Here is a 25,805-nt window from a genome sequence, read left to right as displayed (position 1 = left end):
TTTTGTCTAAATGCGCCTTTTTCTAAAAAAACACATATTTAACACACACATCGTTTAAAAATTTGTCATAAACTAAAAACAGGATTTTGGACTTACTGGACCTGATTAACTACGAAAGGAGACGGAATGCATCACGCCACCCCGCTTATCACCACCATTGTCGGCGGCCTTGTACTGGCCTTTTTGCTCGGTATGCTCGCCAACAAACTTCGCATATCACCCTTGGTGGGCTATTTATTAGCTGGGGTACTGGCCGGCCCTTTTACGCCAGGCTTTGTCGCAGATACTAAACTGGCGCCCGAATTAGCTGAACTGGGCGTTATCTTGCTGATGTTTGGCGTCGGTTTGCATTTCTCTCTAAAGGATTTGATGGCGGTAAAGGCCATCGCCATTCCCGGAGCTATCGCCCAAATTGCGGTGGCGACGCTACTGGGTATGGCGCTTTCATCGCTGATGGGCTGGTCGCTGATGACCGGCATCGTGTTTGGCCTGTGTCTTTCCACCGCCAGTACCGTGGTGCTGCTACGCGCACTTGAAGAACGGCAATTAATCGACAGCCAGCGCGGTCAAATCGCTATTGGCTGGCTGATTGTTGAAGATCTGGTGATGGTGCTGACACTGGTTCTGCTTCCAGCCGTTGCCGGAATGATGGAAAAAGGCGACGTGGGCCTCGCGACCTTATCGCTCGATATGGGTTTAACCATCGGCAAAGTCGTGGCGTTTATTGCGATTATGTTGATTGTTGGCCGCCGCCTGGTGCCGTGGATTCTGGCGCGAAGTGCGGCAACCGGTTCGCGCGAGCTGTTCACGCTGGCGGTTCTGGCGCTGGCGCTGGGTATCGCTTTTGGCGCTGTTGAACTGTTTGATGTTTCCTTCGCACTCGGCGCGTTCTTCGCCGGTATGGTGCTTAACGAGTCTGAACTCAGCCACCGCGCGGCCCACGACACGCTGCCCCTGCGCGACGCGTTTGCGGTGCTGTTCTTTGTTTCGGTCGGGATGTTATTCGACCCGATGATTTTGATTCAGGAACCGCTCGCCGTGCTGGGCACCGTGGCGATTATCGTATTTGGTAAATCCCTCGCCGCATTCTTCCTGGTGCGCCTGTTCGGCCACTCACAACGGACTGCATTAACCATCGCTACTAGCCTTGCGCAGATTGGTGAATTCGCCTTTATTCTTGCAGGGCTGGGCATGGCGCTGAACCTGCTGCCGCAAACCGGGCAAAATCTGGTGCTGGCCGGGGCGATTCTGTCGATTATGCTCAACCCGATTTTGTTTGTGATTCTTGAGCGCTACCTGGCTAAAACCGAAACGCTGGAAGAGCAGACGCTGGAAGAAGCTATCGAAGACGAGAAGCAAATTCCGGTCGATATTTGCAATCATGCCCTGCTGGTTGGGTTTGGGCGCGTGGGGAGTTTGTTGGGTGAGAAATTAATGGCACAGGGCATTCCTCTGGTGGTGATTGAAACCTCCCGCAGCCGCGTTGATGAACTGCGTGAGCGCGGGATTCGGGCGGTGCTGGGAAATGCGGCCAACGAAGAGATCATGAATCTTGCGCATCTTGATTGCGCTCGCTGGTTATTGCTGACGATCCCCAACGGCTACGAAGCCGGTGAAATCGTCGCGACCGCACGCACCAAATGCCCGGACATCGAGATTATTGCCCGCGCGCATTATGACGACGAGGTAGATTACATTACCGAACGCGGCGCCAATCGGGTGGTTATGGGTGAGCGTGAAATCGCGAATACGATGATAGGGTTGTTGGATAAGCCGGTGGCGTGAGTTCCCCCTCATCCCGACCTTCTCCCTGAGGGAGAAGGGGAAAACCGTACTTCCCCTGTCGCGTGGGAGAAGGGGAAAACCGTACAGTTCCCTCTCCTGGGGGAGAGGGTTAGGGTGAGGGGCGTTTAATTAACGCTCCCAGTAAGACTCTTCTAAGCTATCTTCGCGCTCTGGCAAACCACGCGTCAGGCGCGGAGAGTGCTGATTCAACACCTGATAACTCACGCGATTCGCGTATTTACACACCTGAGCCAAAGACGAATACGTCAGCCACGTAAACTGGTGTTTGCTGGAATTCGGCACGTTGGAGCGGTGATAGTTGTTCGCCGTAATATCATGCAGCAGTGCCGCCAGTGCGCCATCGCCCGCACCATTGGTGTTCATGATTTTCTCAGGCCCGCCCATGTATGGCGCGATGTGCGAGAAAATACGCATCGGGTTCTGGCAATCTTTATGGCGCATCGCACGGCTAAATTCGTACTGGTTAAACTCAGCAATCGCGCCCGGCAGCAATGGATGCTGGGTGGTGCGTTTTGCTGATTCTTCAGTAAAGGCCGCCATATACAAACCTACTGGCCCGGCGGTACAGAGCACTAAATCAACCCAATCCAGTGCTTTATCAGCCGCCAGCAGCGGGTCGTTTTCGCCCGTAAGCGCCAGCCCTTCTTCTTCGTTCATCGCCAGAATGGAGACGTGTTCTTTGAGGAACGCCTGCCACCACTCCGGGTTTTCCGCGATAACGTATTTTGTGCCGAGCGTCAGCACCACCGGAACGTTGTACTTTTTCGCATACGCAATGGCCTGCATGGTGGCTTCCGGCATCGGCTCGCCATCTTTGCAGCGCACCAGGTAGGAAGTCAGAACCAGGGCAGATGCGCCCGCAATCACCTCTTCCGGAATGCTCTCAGCGCGAAGTTGGTTCATGTGGCCAGGACTTATCGCAAATGTCCGTTCGCCCTGCTCGCCAATCAACGTGAAGCAACGACCAATCGCGCCATTCACGCCTTGCAGATAGTTGAGATCGGTTCGACTGGAGGTGTTGCATAGATAGCGGTAGGCATAGCTACCAATTTCGATATTGCTGCACATCACGCCCAGTAAAACGGAGCGGTCGTCGGCTAATACCGAATAGTTGTGCATGGTGTTACCGATGGTGCCACCGGCAAACTGATGAGTAATCAGATCTTTTTGCACCAGTTCCTGATACAGCGCTTCTGCAATTTCGTCTTCAATCACCAGCGAGTGACCGAAACTCAAACCGTAACGATGAACAAATTCGTCGTCAACTTTGGCTTCGATATCCACCAACGTTTGGTCAATCCCAACAATCCAGGAAGTGCCAGTTTCATGTTCAGGTTGAGCCTGTTGCAATAAAGGATCGCGTGCGCTGACAGGGAAGTAGTGTTTGGATTTACGTTTGCCGGGAAATTTCATGATGTTGTTCAAAAGTCGCTAATCAGGCCGGAAATGGTAGCACATTAACGGCCCTAAGCGAGATCAGCGATATTTCTGCACCAGGTTCATCATCATTGCAATGTGGGCCGGGTCGTCATTCAGAGCAGGAATATATTCATATTTAGTACCGCCTGCTTCGAGGAACACTTCGCGGTTTTGTACCGCCATTTCTTCAAGCGTTTCAAGGCAGTCAGCAGAGAAACCTGGACACATAACCTGAATATGTTTTATCCCTTTCTCAGGCAACATTTTCAGGGTTTCGTCGGTATAAGGCATCAACCACGGCTCGCGACCAAAACGCGACTGGTAAGTCATCATCACTTTTTCTGGCGGCAGTTCGAGGGCTGAAAGCAATTCGCGCGTGGTGTCGCGGCAACGCTGCGGGTAATCATCGCCTTCGTTGGCATAACGTTGTGGAATACCGTGGTAGGAAAGCAGCAAAACATCCGGCTCGCCGTGTTTGGCAAAAGATTCCCTGACCGATGCCACCAGCGCGTTGATATAAGATTCATTATCAGCATAATCGCGAATCAGGGAAATCGACGGCAGCGAGCGATAGTTGGCAAAAATGCGCCCTAATTCATCCCAAACCGCGGCGACCGTCGAGCAAGAAAATTGCGGATACAGCGGCAGCACCACAATGTGATCGACGTGATGCGACATCAACTCTTCCACCGCACTTTTCAGCGACGGCGTGCCATAACTCATGCCGAGTGCGACGGGGACATCTGGCAATTGCGCGGCAAGTGCAACCTGCTGACGACGGCTATAAACCAGCAGCGGCGAGCCTTCATCCATCCATACTGACTGATAAAGTTTGGCAACACGTGAAGAACGCAGCGGTAAAATCACGCCGCGCAGCAGCGGCCACCAGAGTAAACGTGGAGTATCGACAACGCGCTTATCGCTGAGAAACTGGCGTAAATAGCGCTTCACCGCAGCGGGAGTCGGTGCATCAGGCGTACCCAGGTTTGCCAGTAAAATACCCACTTTTTCCTGATTCATTTCCGCTCCTTATCAACAAATTACTGATAATTGTAACGTAAAAGCGGCGCAGGAGAACCGATTACAGCGAAAGGGCAAAATTTGGGTAAAAAAATACCAGGAACAAGTCCTGGTATTTTTATCTCAGCAACGAATTAGCCGAGGATTTTTGCCAGCTCTGCGCTAACTTCGGTCACTTTACGGGTGCCGTCGATTTTCACGTATTTGGTGTTACCGGCTTCAGCTTCTTTGCTGTAGTAGGAGATCAGCGGAGCGGTCATCTGATGGTATTCCACCAGGCGCTTACGCACGGTCTCTTCCTGATCGTCTTTACGGGTAGTCAGCTCTTCGCCTGTTGCGTCGTCTTTACCTTCCACTTTTGGTGGATTGAAGGTGACGTGATAAACGCGGCCAGATGGCGCGTGTACGCGACGACCAACGATACGCTCAACAATCAGTTCGTCAGGTACTGCGAACTCCAGAACCACATCTACATTGATGCCCGCTTCTTTCATGGCATCAGCTTGTGGAATAGTGCGTGGGAAACCATCAAGCAGGAAACCGTTGCGGCAATCTTCCTGGGTAATACGTTCTTTAACCAGAGCGATAACCAGTTCATCTGTAACCAGTTTACCGGCATCCATGATGTCTTTTGCTTGTTTGCCCAGCTCTGAGCCAGATTTCACTGCAGCACGCAGCATGTCACCAGTGGAGATTTGCGGAATGCCATATTTCTCCATGATGAACTGAGCCTGAGTTCCTTTACCTGCGCCCGGAGCGCCAAGCAGAATAATACGCATTGCGTAATTCCCCATTCGTTTGGATTTTTGATTATTTAAAGCAGAGGCGATGACCTTACCATTAAAGGCGTATTCACCTCAAGAATAGCGGGGCTTGTGAGCGCTGTTAGTTGATAGGAAATGCCCTCACCCCGGCCCTCTCCCTCAGAAGAGGGGGGAAACCAGAGTGAGGGGTAAAACTTAGGAAGCCAGCAACTGATTCATTCGACGGATAAACTGGTTTGGATCTTCCAGCGTACCGCGTTCAGCTAACAGTGCCTGGTCGAGCAGTAATTCGACCCACTCGCCGAACTGCGCTTCGTCCTGGGTATCCGCGACGCGTTTCACCAGCCCGTGATCCGGGTTCAGCTCAAAAATGTACTTCACTTCCGGCACTTCCTGGCCCGCAGCGGCAAACAGTTTCGCCATTTGCGTGCTCATGTCGTTGCTGTCGGTGGTGACGATGGCTGGTGTGTCGGTCAGACGGTGCGTCAGACGCACTTCTTTCACGCGCTCACCCAGCAAGGTCTTCACACGGTCAACAAACGGCTCAAGCGCTTTTTCAGCTTCTTTCGCTTCTGGTGTTTCTTCGTCGGCCATTTTTTCCAGCGACTCGTCAGTTTTGCTGACTGACTGGAACATTTTGCCGTCGAATTCGGTCAGATAGCTCATCATCCACTCGTCGATGCGGTCAGAAAGCAGCAACACTTCGATGCCTTTCTTACGCAGCAATTCCAGATGCGGGCTGCTCTTCGCGGCGGCGTAGCTGTCGGCAGTGATGTAGTAAATCTTCTCCTGCCCTTCTTTCATGCGCGACACATACTCTTCCAGCGACACGGTTTGCGCGGAAGTGTCCGTGTGAGTTGAAGCAAAGCGCAGCAGTTTAGCGATAGCTTCCTGATTTGCGTTGTCTTCAGCAGGGCCTTCTTTCAGCACCAGGCCGAAGTTTTTCCAGAAGGTCTGGTATTTTTCGCTGTCGTCTTTCGCCAGTTTTTCCAGCATCTGCAATACGCGTTTGGTCAGCGCGCTACGCAGGTTTTGCGTCACACGGCTGTCTTGCAGAATTTCACGCGACACGTTCAGCGGCAGATCGTTGGAATCTATCAGACCGCGCACAAAACGCAGGTAGTTCGGCATAAACTGTTCAGCGTCGTCCATGATGAACACGCGCTGGACGTACAGCTTCAGGCCGTGTTTATGGTCACGGTTCCACATATCCCACGGCGCCTGAGACGGGATGTACAACAGGCTGGTGTACTCTTGCTTCCCTTCCACGCGGTTATGGCTATAAGTCAGCGGGTCGGTGAAGTCATGCGCCACATGTTTGTAGAACTCGTTGTATTCTTCGTCTTTAATTTCAGACTTGCTACGGGTCCACAGCGCCTGGGCTTTGTTGATTTTTTCCCAACCGATGATGGTTTCGCCGTCTTTTTCTTCGCGGGTTTCGATCTCAACCGGCAAGGCGATGTGGTCAGAATACTTACTGATGGTGGAACGCACGCGCCAGTCGTCTAAGAACTCATCTTCACCTTCGCGCAGATGCAGGGTAATTTCAGTCCCGCGATCGGCTTTGGTGATGTCTGCAACGGTATATTCGCCCGCGCCTTCAGATTCCCAGAACACCGCTTGATCAGCAGGAACGCCTGCCGCACGGGTGCGCACAGTGACTTTATCCGCCACGATGAAGGCCGAGTAGAAACCAACACCGAACTGGCCGATAAGCTGGCTATCTTTCGCCTGGTCAGAACCCATGGATTCGAGGAACGCTTTGGTACCCGATTTTGCAATCGTCCCGAGGTGATCAATCGCTTCGTCGCGCGTCATACCGATGCCGTTGTCGGCAATGGTCAAAGTGCGTTTTTCTTTATCAAAAGAGACACGCACGCGCAGCTCGCCGTCACCTTCATACAGGTCTGCCTGAGACAATGCGCGGAAGCGCAATTTGTCTGCCGCATCAGAGGCGTTGGAGATCAGCTCACGCAGGAAAATTTCTTTATTTGAGTAGAGGGAGTGGATCATCAGGTGCAGAAGTTGTTTCACTTCAGACTGGAAGCCACGAGTCTCTTGTCCTTTCATGGTCATTGATACCTCAACAAAATCAAAATACGTAGGGGTTTAAAACGTTGAGGGTGATATGAGGATAGAAACGAAGGTTTTCAAGCGGGAAGTATAAGAAACTCCCCGCAAGTGGTTAGAAATTAATCTTGTGACGCCCTGCTAAAGAATGTGAAAGCGTGGTGCCATCGACCATTTCCAGCTCACCGCCCACCGGCACACCGTGCGCAATACGGCTGGCATCAACACCATATTGTCCGCAAAGTTCGGCGATATAGTTTGCAGTGGCTTCGCCTTCTACCGTCGGGTTGGTGGCGAGGATCAGCTCTTTGATGGTTTCGGTTTCCAGGCGCTGTTCGAGCCTGTCCAGGCCAATATCCTGCGGGCCAATTCCGTCAAGCGGAGAAAGGTGGCCCATCAGCACAAAATAGCGGCCGGAAAACTGGCCTGTCGCTTCAATGGCGTGAATATCCGCGGGCGTTTCTACCACGCAAATTTGGCCATTTTCCTGGCGGCGAGGGTTGGTGCAAATGGCGCAAACTTCTTGTTCGGTAAAAGTACGGCAATCAGCACAATGGCCAATTTCTGACATCGCACGAGTTAATGCTTGAGCAAGGCGCATGCCACCACTGCGGTCACGTTGCAAAAGCGCGAACGCCATACGTTGGGCAGACTTTGGGCCGACGCCTGGCAGGCAGCGCAGGGATTCCATAAGGGTGGTAAGTAAAGGACTGGTTTGCATCGCTCAGACTTCTGAAAAAAGAGTGGACCATAGCCTAACATTAGCCCTGCGCGAGGGTATAGGAAAAGATATTCCCCCTGCGCGATGTCTCGCAAAGGGGGAAGTTATTTAACCGCGCTGCGAGTCCAGTTGCTCTTGATTCGTCACCACATCTTGCGCTTTCTGGTAGCTTTCCATCAGCAAACCGTACTCAATAAATACGCCGCCCCACAGGTTTGCCCATTCCATTGCATCATCCCGATTCCAGGTGTGCTGGATTTCAGCCACGACGGCTGCGGTATCCATTGGCACGACACCGGCCTGAACGACACGCGCCAACGTCACTTCCTGCGCCATTTTGGAGTAGGTGCCTGAGGCATCAATCACCGCGAAGACTTTGAAGCCTTCTGCCACCGCACTTATCGCCGGGAAAGCCATGCATACGCTGGTCACCGTACCGGCAATAATCAAGGTTTTGCGCCCTGTGGCTTTGACTGCTGCCACGAAATCAGGGTTGTCCCAGGCGTTAATTTCGCCTTTACGCGGGACGTACTGAGCGTGTGGAGCGTACTGGTGAATCTCAGGAATCAGCGGGCCGTTCGGGCCTTGCGGCACAGAAGCGGTGGTGATAACCGGAATATTGGCCAGCGTGGCGATTTTAGCCAACACGGTTGCATGGGTGCGTAAAGTTGGCATCGGCATGTCGTGCACCAGTTGGAAAAGACCGCTCTGGTGGTCGATAAGCAGCATTACCGCGTCGTTTGCATCAATTGTAGGGATTTGTCCGTTAAAGTTTGCAGGTGTCATGTTCAGATCCTCTTAGGGTTCAATCATCGTGTTGAAAAAACGGCTACCAAAACGGTAGCCGCTTGGGTTAGTTAAACTTTCTGGCCAAATTTGCCCTGGTTAAAGTCATCAATGGCCTCTTTGATTTCTTCACGGGTGTTCATGACAAACGGCCCGTATCCCACCACTGGCTCATTCAGCGGCTCACCGCTCAACACCAGCACAACCGCATCGGTATTGGCTTCAAGCGTGACGGTTTCGCCTTTGGCATCCAGCACCACCAATTGCGCCTCACGAGCCACTTCCAGTCCGTTGACCAGCACGGTGCCTTTGAGCACCACCAGTGCGGTGTTCCAGCCGTCTGGCAGCGTTAAATGCGTGGTACTTTGTGCATTCAGGCGCATATCCAGCACACGCAGTGGAGAAAATGTGTGTGCCGGCCCTTTTGCGCCATCCATTTCACCGGCGATAACACGCACCTGGCCTGCGTTGTCTGGCAAATCCACGACCGGAATATCCGCGTCGGTAATCGACTGATAGTTCGGTGGCGTTGACTTGTCTTTGGCTGGCAAATTGACCCACAGCTGAACCATTTCAAGCCGACCGCCCTTCTCGCTGAAAGCCGGTGAGTGGAACTCCTCATGCAAAATGCCACTACCGGCGGTCATCCACTGCACGTCGCCGGGGCCAATCACCCCACCACTACCGGTGGAATCGCGGTGAGCCACTTCGCCTTTGTAGACGATGGTGACGGTTTCAAAACCGCGATGCGGGTGGACATCAACACCGCGCTGGCCTTTGTTGCTCGGTTTAAAATCAGCCGGGCCTGCGTAGTCCAGCAGCAAGAACGGACTGAGCTGTTTTTCAAATTTTGAATAAGAAAACAGTGAGCGAACCGGGAATCCATCGCCCACCCAGTGGGACGCTGGTGCTGAATAAACGCCAAGAATTGATTTCATCGTTATCTCCATTGAGTGTCGATTTCTGTTGAGATAAAGCTTACTCATAAGACGAATTCCCCGGTAGACTCTGAAAATGAACTCAGTGTTCCATATACAGGATAATGGCAATGCAAGATCTCAACGACCTGTGGTATTTCGTGCAAGTGGTGGATAACGGAGGGTTTTCTCCGGCAAGCCGCGTTATCGGTATTCCGAAATCACGCTTGAGTCGCCGTATCGCGCTGCTGGAAGAAAGTCTGGAGACACGACTGATTCAGCGTTCAACGCGCAGTTTTACCGTGACGGAGGCCGGGCAAATTTTTTATCGTCATTGCAAGGCGATGATTATTGAAGCCGAGGCCGCGCAGGAAGCGATTAACACGCTGCGTGCCGAACCTCGCGGGCTGATTCGCCTGACCTGCCCGATTACGCTGCTGCATGTGCATATCGGCGACATGCTGGCGCGATTTATGACGTTGTATCCGCAGGTCACCGTGCAACTCGAAGAAACTAACCGCCAGGTTGATGTGCTGAATGAAAACGTCGATTTAGCGGTGCGGGTGCGCCCATTGCCACTCGACGATAGCGATCTGGTGATGCGTAAACTGGCGGATCGCGGGATGTGCCTGGTTGCCAGCCCTGAACTGGTAGCGCGTTTTTCAAAACCTCAGTCCCCTGCCGATCTTCAGCACTGGCCGAGCCTTGCGCTGTCAAAACCGCAGCAAGTTTACCGCTGGTGCCTGTTTGGCCCGGATAATCAGGAAGTGACGCTGCACCATAAACCGCGCTTTGTGACCACCGATATGATTGCGCTGCGAGCGGCGGCTCTGGCGGGTGTGGGGATTGTTCAGTTGCCGATGTTGATGCTTAACAAACAGATTGCCGAAGGGAGTCTGGTGCGACTGTTACCGGAGTGGCGAGCAAGGCGAGAGGTGATTCATCTGGTGTTTCCTTCCCGGCGCGGTCAGTTACCGGCGGTCAGGGCGCTGATTGATTTTCTGGTGGAGAGTTACGCGGCATTCGAGGAGGAGTGAGAATGTCATGTCGGGTGACGCTGCGCTTACCCGACCTAAAAAAGCTACGAAATCTCCAGATTTCCCTAAATAATTCGCGTTGTGGGAAGGCGACAAGTGAGCAACCCCCCAGGAGCTTACATCAGTAAGTGACTGGGGTTTGTGAGCGCAGCCAACGCCCCCACAACGCGAAGAATGACGGCAAATCAGAATGGCATTTTGAAGCCTGGTGGCAACTGCATCCCGCTGGAAACGCCAGCCATTTTCTCTTTCTGCGCTTCGCCGATACGACGAGCTGCATCGTTGAAAGCCGCAGCAACCAGGTCTTCAACCATTTCTTTGTCGTCTTCCATCAGGCTTGGATCGATTTCGACACGACGGCAGTTGTGAGCACCGTTGATGGTGACTTTAACCAGACCCGCGCCAGATTCGCCTGTGACTTCCATTTGGGCGATTTCTTCCTGAACCTGGGCCATTTTTTCCTGCATCTGCTGGGCTTGCTTCATGATGTTGCCCAGACCGCCTTTTCCAAACATAGTCTTCTCTCTTTTGCTCGGGCCGACTAACCGCAGAGTACGATTATCGGCTATCAGGGTTTACAACAAACCGGGTGAGCCGGTTTGTCAAATTGGTCGAATACTGTCTTCATCCAGTTCCGCATCAAAGAAACGACGCAGCGTCTGGATGTTGTTGTCAGCACTCATTGATTCCCGTGCCTGCGCCAGCTTCTCTTCGTAGATGGCCTGACGCCACTCCAGCGGGGTGCGTTGTGCGAGATTATCATCTTCAATAATAGTCAGCTCAACTGTTTCGCCACTAAAATCACTCATCGCATCAGCCAGCGTTTTCATAGCCGACGGCGAATTGAGGTGACGTAACGCCGGGCGCAGATGCAGACAAACGCGGTTGCCGTCCTGTTCTTTCCAGGCATTTAGCGCCAGTTGTTGCACTAACTTCGGTAACACGAGTTGGCTAATTTCAGCCGCCCAACCGTCGCGTTCTATGGCTTCGAGTGCCAGTTTCTGCGCAAGTTCCGGGGTTTTCTCATGCTCGAGCGCCCGCTTCAATGCTTTTGGTGTCGCGACCGGTTCTTCGACGACATCAGACACGTTCTGCGATACCCAGCGATAAGCCTCTGGCTTCGGCGCTGGTTTTTCTTCTACGGTTGCGGGCCGGGACTGAATGCGCTCGGTGACCGAGGCTAAACGATCCAGAGCGCTGTTTTTTGCCGGCCGCGCTACATTTTGCGCCGCCGGCTCATTCTTTTTTGCTTTGTTGGCTCCCTGCTGGCGCATGAGCTGTGTTCGCGCTTGCAGCACCTGACTTGTGGTGTCTGGCAGCGTCGTTTCACTTTGCCGTGGCGGCGGGGCCGATGTTTGTTGGCGTACCGGAACAGGGTTTATCACCGGAATACTCGGTGCCTGTCGCGGTTGTTCAGGTTCGGGTAAAGGTTTGCGCGGATGGAACGCCAGCGCACGCAGCAACGTCATTTCAACGCCCATACGGCGGTCAGGTGCCCAGGACAACTCTTTGCGCCCAATCAGCAAAGTCTGGTAATACAGCTGCACTTCGGCAGGCGGCACAACGCGAGCCAGCTCACGCATACGCTGCTCGATGGCAGCCATGTCTGTGCCTAACGCGGCAGGTGAAAGCTGAACCATCGCCACGCGATGCAGCAGACTCAGCATTTCCACCAGCAGTGCTTCCCACTCAACACCCCGCCCGGCGGCATCATTCAGCAAGCTCATGACGCGCTCGCCATCGGCATGAATCATCGCTTCAATTAATGACAGCGCCTGGTCATCGTCGAGCGTGCCGAGCATCGCGCTTACCGCAGCGGTCGTCACATGCCCGTCACCGCTGGCAATGGCTTGATCGGTGAGGCTTAACGCATCACGCAGGCTGCCATCTGCGGCACGGGAGAGCAATTGTAGCGCACGCGTTTCACATGGGATTTTCTCTTCGCCAAGAATATGTTCCAACTGATGGCGGATTTGTTCGACATCCAGCGCTTTCAGGTGGAATTGCAGGCAGCGAGAAAGAATAGTGACCGGCAGCTTTTGTGGATCGGTAGTCGCCAGCAAGAATTTAACGTGTGATGGCGGCTCTTCCAGCGTCTTCAACAAGGCGTTGAAACTGTGGCGGGAGAGCATGTGCACTTCATCGATGAGATAGACTTTAAAGCGGCCACGCGCCGGGGCGTACTGAACGTTGTCCAGCAAATCACGGGTGTCTTCGACTTTGGTGCGCGAGGCGGCGTCAATTTCTATCAGGTCAACAAAGCGACCTTGTTCTATTTCACGGCAGTTATCGCACACGCCGCAAGGAGTGGCAGTAATGCCGGTTTCGCAATTTAACCCTTTCGCCAGCAAGCGAGCGATGGAGGTTTTCCCCACGCCGCGCGTCCCAGAAAAGAGATAAGCGTGGTGGATTCGGCCCATGGATAAGCCATTAGCCAGCGCAGTCAGAACGTGTTGCTGGCCGACAACATCAGCAAAAGTTTGTGGCCGCCATTTGCGGGCTAAGACCTGGTAGCTCATACGAGATAGGCTCTACATCGCGGGTGTGAATTCAGGGAGTAATGCTAACATAAGCCTCACCCATCGGGCGAGGCTTTAGACTGAAGAGGTGGGGCTGAACTCAGTGACCAGGGAAAAGCACGAGGCTGTAACTTTTCACGCCCATTTTTTCCAGGCGCTGCTCACCACCAATATCAAACAGATTGATGATAAACGCCGCGTCAGTCACTTCCCCACCCAAACGGCGGATAAGTTTGACGGTTGCTTCAATGGTGCCGCCGGTTGCCAGCAGATCATCCACCACCAGAACTTTGTCGCCAGGCACGATGGCATCAACGTGGATTTCCAGTTGATCGGTGCCGTATTCCAGCTCGTAGTTTTCAGCGATAGTTTCGCGTGGCAGTTTACCAGGCTTACGAACCGGCACGAAGCCGACACCTAATTCCAGCGCAACCGGTGCACCAAACAAGAAGCCACGCGCTTCAGTACCCACCACTTTGGTGATACCGGCGTCTTTAAAGCGTGAAACTAATAATTCAATGCTGGTGGCGTAGGCTTTCGGATCTTCAAGCAAGCTGGTAACGTCACGGAATAAGATCCCAGGTTTTGGATAGTCTGGAATGCTTTTGATGCTGTTTTTCAGATATTCAAGCTGCTGCGCAGTCGCGGTCATAATTAATGCCTGCTAAAAACATGATTCTAACAAAGCACGAGACTGCTTATTAATCAGTCATACCGTGCTCGAAAACGGTCGAATTTACTGGCTGGCATCAACAATTGCAACCACCGCACATGCGGTTTATGGCTTTTGTTGCTTTTCGTCAATTACCGGCATGCGCCACATAAAGAACAGCAGCGCACACATCATCAACAATAATAGTAGCCTGACCCAAAGAATGTTGACCAGGTAAAGGGATACCGCAAAAGTTAACACGATGAAAATCAATGCTCTGGGTTTTGCTCCCGGCGGCAGTGCACGATGATTTTGCCAATGGCGGATATAACTGCCAAACCATGAGCGATACAATAGCCAGTGGTGGAAACGCGGCGATGAACGAGCGAAGCACCAGGCCGCCAGCAGTAGAAATGGGGTTGTGGGAAGTAAAGGCAAGACAACACCCAACGTCGCAAGGACTACCGCCAGCCAACCAATGATGATTAATATTGTCCGTTTCATTCAGTATTCCATCGATAACCTGGCGCTTAAACACGTACACCACTGGAGAGTCATTTTGTGAAAACCGCTTCGCTGTTACAAGCTTTGAATACTCGCGTCGCGGAACTCGCGCAAGCCATAGCGCCCGTCTCATTACAACGCGCCTCACAAGCCCGTTTCGATAGTAAGCTGTTTTCGACCCACAGCACGCAACTTAAAGATTATCTCAGCGAAGTTCAGGCAAATCTTGAACAGTTACAGCTTAGCGTGAAAGTGGGCCGAACGGAGCAAGTTGCCTATCTTGCTGAAAAACTGGTGGCGCAAATCGCTGCGTTACAGCGTGAGCTGGCGACCGTCAAAATGCGGAAAAACGATCCACAACCCGTGGTTGCCGAGAATTTATATGAAAAGCTCTCGACGCATCAGGATTACGAACGTCGTATCCAGATTATGATTAGCGATCGCGAAAGCCAGCTTTCGTTGCAGGTAACGCTTGCCGGACAGCAAAAACTCCAGAAGGAATTGGCCGCGCTCGAGGGGCGTTTGCAGCGCTGCCGTCAGGCACTGACTCGTATAGAGCGTGCCATCGAAAGGCGAGAGCGTGGGCTAAGCTAATACCCAAAATACACATTAACGAGATTAACGATATGTCGCTGGATAACGCACCAGAAGAAGTCAAACTTGCGGTCGATTTGATTATGCTGCTGGAACAACATGAAATCCCGACGGAAACCGCGCTCGCAGCACTTGAGATTGTCCGTCAGGATTTTTTGCGTAAGCGGGAAGAGAACACTCCCCGCTAGTTTTTACTGCGCCGGGACGATGTCGCCGCCGTTTGATTTCCCGTTGTTATCGCGCTTCACCTCAGTCAGTTCATCGCCTTTATCATTACGCAGATGCACTTCCAACTGGTTGAAGGCGATGTTAATTCCGTTCTCACGGCACAGACGATCAATGCTTCGGTTCAGCTCATCGACGGTGTAACTGCGGTCGCGCAGTTCACGCACATACAGACGTAATTCATGATCGAGCGTGCTGGCACCAAAGGTGGTGAAGAACACGGTTGGCTCAGGATCGTGCATGACCTTTGGATGATCATGAGCCGCTTTGAGTAAGATCTCGCGCACTTTATCCAGATCGGATCCGTACGCAACGCCCAGGCGAATCACCACGCGCGTGATGGTATCAGTCAGCGACCAGTTGATCAGGCGCTCGGTGACAAAGGCTTTATTCGGGATGATCACTTCTTTACGGTCGAAATCGGTAATCGTTGTGGCGCGAATACGGATTTTGCTGACGCTACCGGAGAAGGTGCCGATGGTGACGGTATCGCCGATACGCACCGGGCGCTCGAAGAGAATAATCAGACCGGAAACGAAGTTACCGAATATCTCCTGCAAGCCAAAGCCGAGACCGACCGATAATGCCGCCGCCAGCCATTGCAATTTATCCCACGACACACCGAGAGAACCAAAGATGGTCATCGCCCCAACGGCAGTAATCACATAGTTCAGAATCGTGGTAATGGCGTACGACGCGCCCTGGCGCATTTGCAGACGCGAGAGCACCAGCACTTCCAACAGGCCGGGTAAGTTGCGAATCAGCACCCACGCAATGGCAAAGGCAATCACCGCAAATAACAGACTGCCCATGGTGACGTGCTTGACGATGGCGGCACCGGCTTCAGTCCCGTTGTAGCTCCAGAGCTGGATGCTATCGAGATAACCGAATACCCCGAACAAATCTGACCAAATGGTGTAGAACACGATGGCAAACAGTGCGAACAGCGCAATGATGGCCAGACGCATGGTTTGCTGGTTGATTTGGTCGAGTGCCAACGGAGGCTCTTCTACCGGCTCACCGCCTTCTGCGCCTTCCTTCACCAGATTTTCCCGGCGTAATACCGCGCGGCGATAGGCCATGCGACGTGCCGCAACGCTCAGCCCGCGCAGTACGGTCTGGTACACCAGGTTCCAGATAAGGATCAGGTAGATGGTTTCAATCCAGCGGCCCGCCAGCCGTAAGGTGGTATAGAAATACCCCATCGCCGTCAGCACCATTAACACCACGGGTACCACGCCCATCATCGTGACGGTAAATAATTGAATGGTGTGGTTGTTTTTGTTGCGCCAGTTTTCACGGCACATTGGGAACACCAGGGCGGCAATGAGCAGCAGGTTGAAGAAGATAATTAACTGCCCAAGCGCATCTTCTACCAGGTGCAGCGGCGAACGCTCACCCAATACCGACCAGAATAATAACGGTAGTAACGCACAACCAATACGCACTAGCTGGCGACGATAGTGGCTGCACAATTGCGGCGCCATATTAAAGTGGCTAACGGCCACACCGTTGGTGGAAAGCACTTGATACGTTAAGCCGAACACTAACCAGGACAGAGAAAGCTGTTTGCAGAACGCCAGCATGGATTCACTGATATTCATCTCCATACCAGCAAATACCAGCCCGATGGAGTAAATAACCAGCGCACCGGGCAGGACTTTCACCAAGGTGAGTGCAATAGCTTTTGGCGTCAGCATCTGGCTGTCGTTGCGTAGTTGCCCTACCCGACTCGCCTGTTTTTCCAGGTAGCGATCAATCGCTTTAAATTTCCAGCGAATGATACCTGCCAACAATAATGCCGGAATCATCAGCAACAAGATGGCGATGATTTTTAACGAGCTTTCTGGCCCTTTCAGATTAATGCGGGCGCTTTTAAACTGATCGCGTATTGATGAAGGCAATGATTTCAGCCAGTCCCAATCCATTGGCTTATTACTGGTCACCCAGAAAATCTGCTCGGTCAGAATTTGATCGAGCGATTTCGTGACGTTTTGCAGTTGCTGCTTATTGTTCTGCAAATTGATAGCCAGCATGAGTTGCATGCCGAGCTGTTTGTTCAGTTGGTCTAGCAATTCACGACGCGTATCCAAAACTTGTAATAACGCTTCATGAACGTCAGGCGTCACTTCATCGGTGTGCCCGTCTTCAATTTTCTGCACCAGTTCGTCTGGTTGAAAAAGGGCATCACGCTGCTGGTTGACATCAAACTGTTCGAGACGAATATCCGCAATACGGTTGGTCAGGTCTTCGGTGTCTTCCGCTGACGGCAAGTTTTGCTGCTGTTGTTGGTAAAGGATACGTGACAACAGCAGGCTGCCTTTCAGGACGGCAATTTGCTCTTTGAGGTTACGTTCAGATTGCAGCGCCCGGTCGAGGGTATTTTTGATGCGGATGCTCGGCGGCACCATTTCATTGGCGTGCTGAGTGGCATCAATCAAACGCTGGCTTAACTGGTGGTTGATATCCAGCTCTTGTTTCACCAACGGGTTTTGCTGAATTTTAACCGTATCTTCAGAATCTATCGCTTCCTGCGCTGTCTGCTGTGTCAGCGTTAAACGCTTGCTGCTGACCGCTTTTTGCAACAGTTGCAGCGTGTGCTCCAGCTGATTGATATGGGCGTTGGTGTAGTCACGTTGTTTTTGCAGCGCATCCTGCAGGATGGTGTTGCCTTTCAGGCTGTCGCGCTGTTGATCGAGTTGCGCATTAAGCAACGCCTGTTGAGTCAGTAACAAGGTTTGCTGGCTCGGGCGCAGCTCTACCGCACCTGGCGTGACGCCGTTCAGACGGTTACGGATGGTTTCAAGCTGGGCCGACACCGTCATCATCGCATTTTGCACACGCTCGGGCTGCGTTTGCAGGGATATAAGCTGGCTGTTCCAGGTGGCTAAATCGCTTTGTGAATTCTGTAAATCCGTCATCAAATCATTCAGGCGCGATTCAAGCTGACGCAAATTCAACGATTCAATTTCGGCCTCTTCCGCAGCCTGATTTTCACGCTGGTTTTTGAGTTCGTTCAACGCCTCAGTGGCTTTGCGCAGCGCTTTTGGCGCTTCGGTTACCTGCTGATGAAGTTTTGCTGTTTCATCCTTGACCCGATCAATTTTGTCCAACGCTTCAAGCGTTTCATTGAGATCTTGCTGGGTGAGTTTGTCATTTGGCGACAGCGTTTTTTGCTTATTCAGCGCGTTGAGCTGGTTTTGAATTTCTTCGCGGCTTGGGAGATCGCTGGAATTACTTTTCGCCCAGACTGGCTGCGCCAACATACAAAACAGGCTAACCAAAGCGATGAGTAAAAACCGCGCGGAAACACGACGTGAATACAGTGAACTCATGAGTTGCGGCATAGTTTGACAGTGTTTAAAAACAGGCCGAAAAGGTTGGCGAGTTAGAGACGAAATACGAGCCGCAAGATTAGCACGTCTTTTCGGAAAAACCTTGGGCAACTATGTTCAGAATTACCCTATTAATCCTATTTTCAGTGTGGACTTGATCGCAGGGTTGGGCAGTTTTGGAACATTTCCAATAATATAGTCACGTAGTCTTCCGCCTGACCGTGAAGATCGAAGCTGTCGGGCGCAACTAGCCAGTTTTCAATCAGCCCGGTGATGTAACTACGAAGAAGGATAACAGCGTGGGATAGGCGCAGGTTTTTTGGTAACATTTCTGCATCAATGCAACGCTGTAAACTGCTTTCGATTCTTTCATTACCTTCCATATAAAGTTCGCGCCTGGCCTGTTGTAAAACAGCCAGTTCCCCGACAAATTCACATTTATGGAAGATGATTTCAGTCATCAGGCGACGGCGTTCATCGGTGACAGTTGCTTGTAATATGTAAATAAGTAACTCTCTGACAACAGAAAGTGGATCGTCAGGAAATTTTGCCTGATACTCAGTTTCTAAGTCACCAATACTGGATTCCGTTAGCTCCCAGATTTCATTAAACAAATCCGACTTATTTTTGAAATGCCAGTAAATTGCACCACGGGTGACACCAGCTGCCTTTGCGATATCCGCCAGCGAAGTTGCGGAAACACCGTGTTGGGAAAACAAGCGGATTGCAACATCCAGAAGATGTTGGCGGGTCTCTAGTGCTTGTTGTTTGGTTTTTCGTGCCATAAGTGGGTGAAATTAAGGTAGTTAGATTTACATACATTTGTGAATGTATGTACCATAGCACGACGATAATATAAACGCAGCAATGGGTTTGTGGACACTTGATCCATTGAACAACTTTGAAATCGGACACTCGAGGTTTACATATGAACAAAAACAGAGGGTTTACGCCTCTGGCGGCCGTTCTGATGCTCTCAGGCAGCTTAGTGCTTACAGGATGTAATGACAAAGAGACACAACAGAGTGCCCCGCATACCCCAGAAGTGGGTGTGGTGACTTTGAAAAGTGCTCCTTTGCAGATAACAACAGAGCTACCGGGCCGTACCAGCGCTTACCGTATTGCAGAAGTCCGTCCACAGGTCAGTGGCATCATCCTGAAACGTAACTTCGAAGAAGGAAGTGAAATCAAGGCTGGAGTTTCGCTGTATCAGATTGACCCTGCAACATATCAAGCTGCGTATGACAGTGCAAAAGGCGACCTCGCGAAAGCACAGGCAAGTGCAAACATTGCTCAGCTGACGCTTAAACGTTATCAGAAACTTTTGGGTACTAAATACATCAGTCAACAAGATTACGACACCGCGCTTGCCGATTCTCAACAGGCAAATGCATCCGTCGTTGCGGCTAAAGCCGCCGTTGAATCTGCTCGTATCAACCTTGCTTACACCAAAGTGACTTCACCTATTAGTGGTCGCATTGGCAAATCTTCTGTAACAGAAGGCGCACTGGTTACCAGCGGACAATCTGCTGCGTTAGCAACCGTACAACAGCTCGACCCTATCTATGTTGATGTGACCCAATCCAGCAACGATTTCTTGCGCCTTAAGCAAGAGTTAGCTGACGGCAAACTGAAACAAGAAAACGGTAAAGCTAAAGTCAAATTAGTCACCAACGACGGTATCACTTTCCCGCAGGAAGGCTCTTTAGAGTTTTCTGACGTGACGGTTGACCAAACCACCGGTTCTATCACTTTGCGCGCCATCTTCCCGAATCCAGATAAAACGTTACTGCCGGGCATGTTTGTTCGCGCGCAACTGGAAGAAGGTACCAATCCAAATGCACTGTTAGTTCCGCAACAAGGTGTGACTCGTACACCGCGTGGCGATGCTTCAGCAATGGTTATTGGTAAAGATGACAAAGTGGAAGTGCGCAATATCACTGCATCTCAGGCTATCGGCGACAAATGGCTGGTTACTGAAGGGTTGAAGGATGGCGATCGCGTTATTGTAACCGGTTTGCAAAAAGTGAAACCCGGTGTTCAGGTGAAGGCGCAGGAAGTGGCGGCAGAGAATAAAGGCCAGGATCAAGCAGCCGCTGGCGCACAGTCTGAACAAACGAAGTCTTAACTTAAACAGGAGCCGTTAAGACATGGCTAAGTTTTTTATCGATCGCCCTATTTTCGCCTGGGTAATCGCCATCATTATTATGTTGGCGGGTGGGCTTGCGATCATGAAATTGCCTATCGCGCAATATCCAACCATTGCGCCACCGGCAATTTCTATCTCTGCAAACTATCCAGGTGCTGATGCGAAAACGGTACAGGATACTGTCACTCAGGTTATCGAACAGAACATGAACGGTATCGATAACCTGTTGTACATGTCCTCTTCCAGTGATTCCTCGGGTTCTGTCACCATCACTATTACCTTCGATTCCGGCACTGATGCCGATATCGCGCAGGTTCAGGTGCAGAACAAATTGCAACTGGCAATGCCACTGCTTCCACAAGAAGTACAGCAGCAAGGTGTAAGCGTTGAGAAGTCCTCAAGTAGCTTCCTGATGGTTCTGGGTATGATCAATACCGACGGTTCCATGACACAGGAAGATATTTCGGACTACGTTGGCGCAACCATTAAAGACCCAATCAGCCGTACTCGTGGTGTGGGTGACGTTCAGCTGTTTGGTGCACAGTACGCGATGCGTATCTGGATGGACCCGAACAAACTGAACAATTACCAGCTCACGCCGGTAGATATTATTAACGCTATCAAAGCGCAGAACGCCCAGGTAGCAGCAGGTCAGTTAGGCGGTACTCCGCCGGTTAAAGGCCAGCAACTTAACGCCTCAATCATTGCTCAGACCCGTTTGAAATCTGCCGATGAGTTCAGCAAAATTTTGCTGAAAGTGAATCAAGATGGCTCACGTGTTCTGCTCAGAGATGTGGCAAAAGTTGAGTTGGGCGGCGAGAACTATAACGTTGTCGCGCGTTTCAACGGTCAACCTGCGTCTGGTTTAGGTATCAAACTGGCAACCGGTGCTAACGCCCTGGATACTGCCAATGCGGTACGTGCCACCGTAGAAAAACTGCAACCGTTCTTCCCGGCAGGCTTGAAAGTCGTCTATCCATACGACACCACGCCATTCGTTAAAATCTCCATCAAAGAGGTAGTCAAAACCCTCGTTGAAGCAATCGTGCTGGTGTTCCTGGTAATGTATCTGTTCTTGCAGAACTTCCGCGCCACATTGATTCCAACGATTGCAGTGCCGGTGGTACTGCTGGGGACGTTCGCTATCCTTGCGGTCTTTGGCTATTCGATAAACACCCTAACGATGTTCGGGATGGTGCTTGCGATAGGCCTGTTGGTAGATGACGCCATCGTCGTAGTAGAAAACGTTGAGCGTGTGATGGTGGAAGAAGGATTGCCACCAAAAGAAGCCACGCGCAAATCAATGGAACAGATTCAGGGCGCTCTGGTCGGCATCGCGATGGTTCTGTCAGCGGTATTTATACCGATGGCGTTCTTCGGCGGTTCCACTGGTGCAATCTATCGTCAGTTCTCTATTACCATCGTATCGGCAATGGTGCTTTCTGTACTGGTAGCAATGATCCTGACACCAGCACTTTGCGCCACTCTGCTCAAGCCGATTGCGAAAGGCGAACACCACGAGAAGAAAGGCTTCTTCGGCTGGTTTAACAACATGTTCGACAAGAGCACGCATCACTATACCGACAGCGTCGGTAACATCTTGCGTAGCACCGGTCGTTACCTGGTGTTGTATCTGCTGATTGTGGTTGGCATGGCCTTCCTGTTTATTCGCCTGCCAAGTTCCTTCTTGCCAGACGAAGACCAGGGCGTGTTCCTGACCATGGCGCAGTTGCCTGCGGGTGCAACGCAAGAACGTACTCAGGCCGTTCTTGATGAAGTGTCCAAGTACTACCTTGAAAAAGAGAAAGACAACGTTAACTCTGTATTTACCGTTAACGGCTTTGGCTTCTCAGGACAAGGGCAGAACACCGGACTGGCATTCGTATCCTTGAAAGACTGGGATGAGCGTCCAGGTGAAGAGAATAAGGTTCCAGCGATTGCTGGTCGCGCAAGCGCCGAATTCTCGAAAATCAAAGATGCCATCGTGTTCGCATTTAACCTGCCAGCTATCGTAGAACTGGGTACTGCAACGGGCTTCGACTTCCAGTTGATTGACCAGGCAAACCTTGGACACGAAAAACTGACTCAGGCGCGTAACCAGTTGTTTGGCGAAGTGGCAAAACATCCTGACCTGTTAGTGGGCGTGCGTCCAAACGGTCTGGAAGATACGCCGCAGTTCAAAGTCGATATCGACCAGGAAAAGGCACAGGCATTGGGCGTTTCTATCAGTGATATCAACACCACGCTGGGTGCAGCATGGGGTGGTAGCTACGTGAACGACTTCATCGACCGTGGTCGTGTGAAGAAAGTTTATCTGATGGCTGATGCGCCATTCCGTATGCTGCCAAGCGATATCAACAGCTGGTATGTTCGCGGTTCTACCGGCCAGATGGTGCCATTCTCTGCGTTCTCAACCGCGCACTGGGAATACGGTTCACCGCGTCTGGAACGTTACAACGGTTTGCCATCCATGGAAATCCTGGGTCAGGCAGCACCGGGTAAAAGTACCGGTGAAGCGATGGATCTGATGCAGGAACTGGCGAGCAAGTTGCCAACCGGTATCGGCTACGACTGGACGGGTATGTCTTATCAGGAGCGTTTGTCTGGTAACCAGGCCCCTGCCCTGTATGCGATTTCCCTGATTGTGGTATTCCTGTGTCTGGCTGCATTGTACGAGAGTTGGTCGATTCCATTCTCGGTTATGCTGGTTGTTCCGCTGGGTGTTGTGGGGGCATTACTTGCCGCAACCTTACGTGGTCTGACTAACGACGTGTACTTCCAGGTAGGCCTGCTGACAACCATTGGCTTGTCGGCGAAGAACGCGATACTTATCGTGGAATTCGCCAAAGACTTGATGGAAAAAGAAGGTAAAGGCCTGATTGAAGCGACACTCGAAGCTGTACGTATGCGTCTGCGTCCGATTCTGATGACCTCACTGGCGTTTATCCTCGGTGTAATGCCGCTGGTAATCAGCTCCGGTGCTGGCTCCGGCGCACAGAACGCGGTAGGTACGGGTGTAATGGGCGGGATGGTGACAGCAACTGTCCTGGCTATCTTCTTCGTGCCGGTGTTCTTCGTGGTGGTACGCCGCCGCTTCAGCAGCAAGTCTGAAGATGTTGAACACACTCACGCAGTTGAGCATCACAAGTAAGACTAAGTTCTGCATCTCAAAGGCCGCGCAAGCGGCCTTTTTTATTTATCTTGAGTCTTATTTGTCATATTAATTAATAATTAGCGTCGTCGGTTTTTCCGACGATAAGTTTCAAAATGTTGCAATATAAACCCTGCAAATCCTGAGTCTGTGGCAAGATATTACTTAATTTTTCTGCAAAACCCGCAAAATCGAATCATACTTATTTATTAGGATAAATCTTAAGCGATGGCTAATATACATCGCTTAAGATTCACATCGAGCAACATAAAATTAACCTCTTGAAAATAAACTATTTCTTGAAGTGGTCTTTTTGGTTAATTTATAGGGAAAAGCTTTTAAAAAACGTGAAAGTCTTAATAAACATTGCGTTAGGGTAAACGGCTTTTCAGCAAATGTAATTTTTCGTAATACCGAAAGGAAATCTGGTACAGATTGATTTATAGTAAAAGTATATGGAATAATCGTTGTAATTGATCCCCACCTCATCCAGGTGTGTCCACCCCAACGCGTTATGTTTATCAAATTTTTGTTCGATAAAAGGGGCTGCATTATGGACGAATACTCACCAAAACGGCATGATATCGCGCAGCTTAAGTTTCTCTGCGAAAACATGTATCATGACTGCCTTACCAACCTTGGCGAGAGTAATCATGGTTGGGTTAATGATCCTACTTCGGCCATTAACTTGCAGTTGAATGAATTGATTGAGCACATTGCGGCATTCGCACTTAATTACAAAATTAAGTACGATGATGAGAGTAAATTGATTGAACAAATTGACGAATATTTGGACGATACATTTATGCTGTTCAGTAACTACGGTATCAATGCCCAGGATCTTCAGAAATGGAGAAAGTCTGGAAATCGATTATTCCGATGCTTCGTTACTGAGAGCCGCGCAAACCCTGTAAGCCTCTCCTTTTAAACTATTACAAGATGTACAAGGTGACTTCATGACTACAAAACCATTAACAAAGACCGATTATTTGATGCGCCTGCGACGCTGCCAAACAATTGATACATTAGAACGAGTGATTGAAAAGAATAAATACGAATTATCAGATAATGAATTGGCAGTATTTTATTCAGCCGCAGACCACCGTCTGGCAGAGCTGACCATGAATAAGCTGTACGATAAAATACCGCCTTCTGTATGGTCATTTATTCGTTAATACTTCTGAATCGTTATTACGTTTAGGCATTTAGATTGACATGCTGTTACACCATCGGCCAGCAGAAGTTATATCCTGGTTAGCAACGCCTGGCGTGGCTAAGTAGCAATATTATTCTGGACAGTATCGTTATGCTCGAGGCTCGATATTCCTCGCTTTACCTGTAAGGCCTGCTGGAGCAATGCGTCTGCAGCTTTCCTTTATCTTTGATTGTTACGATTCACATTTAACTGTGTGATTACAGTCACAAAATGAAAGAGCGCTCTCATAATTAACAAACTAATCGCTTACGTTAACCGGTGTCCCAACTATTTATTAAAGGCATCTCCGTGAGTGAAGAAAAACAGAAAATGATAGCAGGCGAGCTTTATCGCCCTGCTGACACGCAACTTCGTGCCGATCGTGTTAATGCTCGTCACTTGATTTACCGCTTTAATCATACTGCCCCTGATGAGCAAGCTGTTCGCGCCGAATTACTGGGTCAATTGCTTGGTCAAAGCCTCGATGCTTATATTGAACCGTCGTTTCGATGTGATTATGGTTACAATATTTTCCTCGGCAAAAACTTCTACGCTAATTTCGACTGCGTAATCCTCGACGTTTGTCCGGTTCACATTGGCGACAATTGCATGCTGGCCCCTGGCGTCCATATATACACCGCCACGCATCCACTGGATGCCGAAACCCGCAACAGCGGTGTTGAATTCGGTAAACCCGTCACCATTGGGCATAATGTCTGGATTGGCGGACGCGCAGTGATCAACCCTGGCGTGACCATTGGCGATAACGTGGTGGTTGGCTCAGGCTCCGTGGTAACGAAAGATATTCCAGCAAACGCAGTCGTCGCCGGGAACCCAGCGCGGGTAATTAAAATGGTCGACTAACTGTTATGCTTTTTTTTGGCAGAACTGTTACTTTTTTACCCCTGGTGGGATTCTTAGAATAACAGTTCTCTGCCTGT

Annotated in this window: 22 protein-coding genes and 1 other annotated feature; of the genes, 9 read left to right on the top strand and 13 right to left on the bottom strand. The window is 50.9% G+C overall.

Annotated elements, in window-relative coordinates; translation table 11 throughout:
• The first annotated feature begins 126 nt into the window (after positions 1 to 126).
• Positions 127 to 1,785: a YbaL family putative K(+) efflux transporter gene (ybaL, locus tag M2371_RS16910; RefSeq protein ID WP_259268239.1), complete on the top strand. Its 1,659-nt coding sequence runs from the start codon at positions 127 to 129 to the stop codon at positions 1,783 to 1,785.
• Positions 1,786 to 1,914: 129 nt separating this feature from the next.
• Here ybaL and M2371_RS16905 read toward each other — a convergent pair whose 3' ends face one another.
• The 7 genes from M2371_RS16905 to M2371_RS16875 all read right to left on the bottom strand — a co-directional run bounded on the left by M2371_RS16905 (position 1,915) and on the right by M2371_RS16875 (position 9,524).
• Positions 1,915 to 3,219 carry an inosine/guanosine kinase gene (locus tag M2371_RS16905; protein WP_172895361.1) on the bottom strand — a complete coding sequence of 435 codons (1,305 nt, stop codon included), beginning with the start codon at positions 3,217 to 3,219 and terminating at the stop codon, positions 1,915 to 1,917.
• Positions 3,220 to 3,282: 63 nt separating this feature from the next.
• Positions 3,283 to 4,245: a ferrochelatase gene (hemH, locus tag M2371_RS16900; RefSeq protein ID WP_259268238.1), complete on the bottom strand. Its 963-nt coding sequence runs from the start codon at positions 4,243 to 4,245 to the stop codon at positions 3,283 to 3,285.
• 134 nt (positions 4,246 to 4,379) lie between these two features.
• Positions 4,380 to 5,024 (bottom strand): adenylate kinase, encoded by a 645-nt coding sequence (gene adk, locus M2371_RS16895; protein ID WP_034458097.1) that lies wholly within the window; start codon positions 5,022 to 5,024, stop codon positions 4,380 to 4,382.
• A gap of 180 nt (positions 5,025 to 5,204) precedes the next feature.
• Positions 5,205 to 7,079: a molecular chaperone HtpG gene (htpG, locus tag M2371_RS16890; RefSeq protein WP_259268237.1), complete on the bottom strand. Its 1,875-nt coding sequence runs from the start codon at positions 7,077 to 7,079 to the stop codon at positions 5,205 to 5,207.
• A gap of 115 nt (positions 7,080 to 7,194) precedes the next feature.
• Positions 7,195 to 7,800, bottom strand: coding sequence for a recombination mediator RecR (gene recR / locus M2371_RS16885; RefSeq protein ID WP_259268236.1), 606 nt, complete (start codon positions 7,798 to 7,800; stop codon positions 7,195 to 7,197).
• Between the two features lie 108 nt (positions 7,801 to 7,908).
• A complete protein-coding gene (locus tag M2371_RS16880) occupies positions 7,909 to 8,586 on the bottom strand; it encodes an isochorismatase family protein (RefSeq protein WP_115630456.1) in 678 nt (225 codons plus the stop codon).
• 71 nt (positions 8,587 to 8,657) lie between these two features.
• A complete protein-coding gene (locus M2371_RS16875) occupies positions 8,658 to 9,524 on the bottom strand; it encodes a pirin family protein (protein WP_172895364.1) in 867 nt (288 codons plus the stop codon).
• 110 nt (positions 9,525 to 9,634) lie between these two features.
• Between M2371_RS16875 and M2371_RS16870 the strand changes: the two genes are divergently transcribed.
• A complete protein-coding gene (locus M2371_RS16870) occupies positions 9,635 to 10,540 on the top strand; it encodes a LysR family transcriptional regulator (RefSeq protein ID WP_259268235.1) in 906 nt (301 codons plus the stop codon).
• Positions 10,541 to 10,725: 185 nt separating this feature from the next.
• On the opposite strand, the gene M2371_RS16865 is transcribed toward M2371_RS16870, so the two are convergent.
• The 4 genes from M2371_RS16865 to M2371_RS16850 all read right to left on the bottom strand — a co-directional run bounded on the left by M2371_RS16865 (position 10,726) and on the right by M2371_RS16850 (position 14,215).
• Entirely contained in the window at positions 10,726 to 11,055 is a 330-nt protein-coding gene (locus M2371_RS16865; protein ID WP_034458087.1) for a YbaB/EbfC family nucleoid-associated protein, read from the bottom strand.
• An 87-nt stretch (positions 11,056 to 11,142) separates the two neighbouring features.
• Complete coding sequence (dnaX, locus tag M2371_RS16860) at positions 11,143 to 13,059, bottom strand: DNA polymerase III subunit gamma/tau (protein ID WP_259268234.1); 1,917 nt, start codon at positions 13,057 to 13,059, stop codon at positions 11,143 to 11,145.
• Positions 11,743 to 11,807: a sequence feature (DnaX frameshifting element), on the bottom strand. It overlaps the preceding gene by 65 nt.
• Positions 13,060 to 13,159: 100 nt before the next feature.
• Complete coding sequence (gene apt, locus M2371_RS16855) at positions 13,160 to 13,711, bottom strand: adenine phosphoribosyltransferase (protein WP_259268233.1); 552 nt, start codon at positions 13,709 to 13,711, stop codon at positions 13,160 to 13,162.
• A 126-nt stretch (positions 13,712 to 13,837) separates the two neighbouring features.
• Positions 13,838 to 14,215, bottom strand: a complete 378-nt coding sequence (locus tag M2371_RS16850; RefSeq protein ID WP_034493752.1) for a DUF454 family protein — start codon at positions 14,213 to 14,215, stop codon at positions 13,838 to 13,840.
• A 57-nt stretch (positions 14,216 to 14,272) separates the two neighbouring features.
• On the opposite strand from M2371_RS16850, the gene M2371_RS16845 reads away from it, so the two are divergent.
• Together M2371_RS16845 and rsmS are read left to right on the top strand one after the other, a co-directional pair.
• On the top strand, positions 14,273 to 14,809 hold the full coding sequence (locus M2371_RS16845) for a primosomal replication protein (protein WP_259268232.1): 537 nt from the start codon (positions 14,273 to 14,275) through the stop codon (positions 14,807 to 14,809).
• Between the two features lie 32 nt (positions 14,810 to 14,841).
• Complete coding sequence (gene rsmS, locus M2371_RS16840; protein WP_120063965.1) at positions 14,842 to 14,997, top strand: pleiotropic regulatory protein RsmS; 156 nt, start codon at positions 14,842 to 14,844, stop codon at positions 14,995 to 14,997.
• 3 nt (positions 14,998 to 15,000) lie between these two features.
• Here rsmS and mscK read toward each other — a convergent pair whose 3' ends face one another.
• Positions 15,001 to 18,369 carry a mechanosensitive channel MscK gene (gene mscK, locus M2371_RS16835; RefSeq protein WP_259268231.1) on the bottom strand — a complete coding sequence of 1,123 codons (3,369 nt, stop codon included), beginning with the start codon at positions 18,367 to 18,369 and terminating at the stop codon, positions 15,001 to 15,003.
• A 143-nt stretch (positions 18,370 to 18,512) separates the two neighbouring features.
• Complete coding sequence (gene acrR / locus M2371_RS16830; protein WP_259268230.1) at positions 18,513 to 19,154, bottom strand: multidrug efflux transporter transcriptional repressor AcrR; 642 nt, start codon at positions 19,152 to 19,154, stop codon at positions 18,513 to 18,515.
• A 143-nt stretch (positions 19,155 to 19,297) separates the two neighbouring features.
• Between acrR and acrA the strand changes: the two genes are divergently transcribed.
• The 5 genes from acrA (at position 19,298) to maa (ending at position 25,728) form a co-directional block, all read left to right on the top strand.
• Positions 19,298 to 20,497 (top strand): multidrug efflux RND transporter periplasmic adaptor subunit AcrA, encoded by a 1,200-nt coding sequence (gene acrA / locus M2371_RS16825; RefSeq protein WP_034493747.1) that lies wholly within the window; start codon positions 19,298 to 19,300, stop codon positions 20,495 to 20,497.
• A 22-nt stretch (positions 20,498 to 20,519) separates the two neighbouring features.
• Positions 20,520 to 23,669, top strand: a complete 3,150-nt coding sequence (gene acrB, locus M2371_RS16820; protein ID WP_259268229.1) for a multidrug efflux RND transporter permease subunit AcrB — start codon at positions 20,520 to 20,522, stop codon at positions 23,667 to 23,669.
• Positions 23,670 to 24,222: 553 nt separating this feature from the next.
• The gene (tomB, locus tag M2371_RS16815; protein ID WP_034493745.1) at positions 24,223 to 24,597 is read left to right on the top strand and encodes an Hha toxicity modulator TomB; all 375 of its coding nucleotides are present in this window, start codon (positions 24,223 to 24,225) and stop codon (positions 24,595 to 24,597) included.
• Positions 24,598 to 24,625: 28 nt separating this feature from the next.
• Positions 24,626 to 24,844, top strand: coding sequence for an HHA domain-containing protein (locus M2371_RS16810; RefSeq protein WP_034493744.1), 219 nt, complete (start codon positions 24,626 to 24,628; stop codon positions 24,842 to 24,844).
• Positions 24,845 to 25,173: 329 nt separating this feature from the next.
• Complete coding sequence (gene maa, locus M2371_RS16805) at positions 25,174 to 25,728, top strand: maltose O-acetyltransferase (protein ID WP_259268228.1); 555 nt, start codon at positions 25,174 to 25,176, stop codon at positions 25,726 to 25,728.
• Positions 25,729 to 25,805 lie beyond the last annotated feature (77 nt).

This window comes from Buttiauxella sp. BIGb0471 (genome assembly GCF_024807715.1).
GTDB lineage: Bacteria > Pseudomonadota > Gammaproteobacteria > Enterobacterales > Enterobacteriaceae > Buttiauxella > Buttiauxella agrestis.
The sequence above is the reverse complement of the archived record's forward strand: the minus strand, read 5'-3'. Positions and strand labels throughout refer to the sequence as shown.

Excerpts from the sequence above, each read along its gene's own strand:
- ybaL (WP_259268239.1), top strand. The coding sequence starts at position 127 with ATGCATCACGCCACCCCGCTTATCACCACCATTGTCGGCGGCCTTGTA.
- M2371_RS16905 (WP_172895361.1), bottom strand. The coding sequence starts at position 3,219 with ATGAAATTTCCCGGCAAACGTAAATCCAAACACTACTTCCCTGTCAGC.
- hemH (WP_259268238.1), bottom strand. The coding sequence starts at position 4,245 with ATGAATCAGGAAAAAGTGGGTATTTTACTGGCAAACCTGGGTACGCCT.
- adk (WP_034458097.1), bottom strand. The coding sequence starts at position 5,024 with ATGCGTATTATTCTGCTTGGCGCTCCGGGCGCAGGTAAAGGAACTCAG.
- htpG (WP_259268237.1), bottom strand. The coding sequence starts at position 7,079 with ATGAAAGGACAAGAGACTCGTGGCTTCCAGTCTGAAGTGAAACAACTT.
- recR (WP_259268236.1), bottom strand. The coding sequence starts at position 7,800 with ATGCAAACCAGTCCTTTACTTACCACCCTTATGGAATCCCTGCGCTGC.
- M2371_RS16880 (WP_115630456.1), bottom strand. The coding sequence starts at position 8,586 with ATGACACCTGCAAACTTTAACGGACAAATCCCTACAATTGATGCAAAC.
- M2371_RS16875 (WP_172895364.1), bottom strand. The coding sequence starts at position 9,524 with ATGAAATCAATTCTTGGCGTTTATTCAGCACCAGCGTCCCACTGGGTG.
- M2371_RS16870 (WP_259268235.1), top strand. The coding sequence starts at position 9,635 with ATGCAAGATCTCAACGACCTGTGGTATTTCGTGCAAGTGGTGGATAAC.
- M2371_RS16865 (WP_034458087.1), bottom strand. The coding sequence starts at position 11,055 with ATGTTTGGAAAAGGCGGTCTGGGCAACATCATGAAGCAAGCCCAGCAG.
- dnaX (WP_259268234.1), bottom strand. The coding sequence starts at position 13,059 with ATGAGCTACCAGGTCTTAGCCCGCAAATGGCGGCCACAAACTTTTGCT.
- apt (WP_259268233.1), bottom strand. The coding sequence starts at position 13,711 with ATGACCGCGACTGCGCAGCAGCTTGAATATCTGAAAAACAGCATCAAA.
- M2371_RS16850 (WP_034493752.1), bottom strand. The coding sequence starts at position 14,215 with ATGAAACGGACAATATTAATCATCATTGGTTGGCTGGCGGTAGTCCTT.
- rsmS (WP_120063965.1), top strand. The coding sequence starts at position 14,842 with ATGTCGCTGGATAACGCACCAGAAGAAGTCAAACTTGCGGTCGATTTG.
- mscK (WP_259268231.1), bottom strand. The coding sequence starts at position 18,369 with ATGAGTTCACTGTATTCACGTCGTGTTTCCGCGCGGTTTTTACTCATC.
- acrR (WP_259268230.1), bottom strand. The coding sequence starts at position 19,154 with ATGGCACGAAAAACCAAACAACAAGCACTAGAGACCCGCCAACATCTT.
- acrA (WP_034493747.1), top strand. The coding sequence starts at position 19,298 with ATGAACAAAAACAGAGGGTTTACGCCTCTGGCGGCCGTTCTGATGCTC.
- acrB (WP_259268229.1), top strand. The coding sequence starts at position 20,520 with ATGGCTAAGTTTTTTATCGATCGCCCTATTTTCGCCTGGGTAATCGCC.
- tomB (WP_034493745.1), top strand. The coding sequence starts at position 24,223 with ATGGACGAATACTCACCAAAACGGCATGATATCGCGCAGCTTAAGTTT.
- M2371_RS16810 (WP_034493744.1), top strand. The coding sequence starts at position 24,626 with ATGACTACAAAACCATTAACAAAGACCGATTATTTGATGCGCCTGCGA.